The sequence below is a fragment of the Desulfonatronum sp. SC1 genome, from assembly GCF_003046795.1.
GTDB lineage: Bacteria > Desulfobacterota > Desulfovibrionia > Desulfovibrionales > Desulfonatronaceae > Desulfonatronum.
Genome location: NZ_PZKN01000250.1, coordinates 1 through 379, shown reverse-complemented (window position 1 = coordinate 379; position 379 = coordinate 1). Strand labels below are relative to the sequence as shown.

The 379-nt window shown below is 50.7% G+C and carries 1 protein-coding gene; it reads right to left on the bottom strand.

Annotated features, from left to right (window positions below):
• Positions 1–379 (bottom strand): hypothetical protein (locus C6366_RS21440; protein ID WP_199221637.1); only part of this gene is annotated, 379 nt, incomplete at both ends.

Genomic DNA, 379 nt, shown 5'->3' with positions numbered 1-379 from the left:
CCGGATGCACATAGTCGAGAGAGCTGTTTCCGAAAGTACCGTATCGCAAGTGGCCCAGATAGAGTTCGCCGGCAAAAGGCAAATTCTCCTTTGCCCATGCAGGGTTACAAAAGAGTTCGTGATTGTGTCCGTCGTCGTAGGCAAAATGCTTAAAAATGCGGGCAAATACATCCTGGATGGGATTACTCAGGTTTGAACGCTCGCGGAACAGGTATTTCTTTCCGGCCGGCTGGTCCAGCTTCAGATTTACCACCCCGGCGCCATCCTGGCCGCGGTTGTGTTGTTTCTCCATCAACAGGTAGAGCTTATTAAGCCCGTACCTCCAGGTTCCATACTTCTCCGCATAGTATTCCAACGGCTTAAGCAGCCTAATCAATAC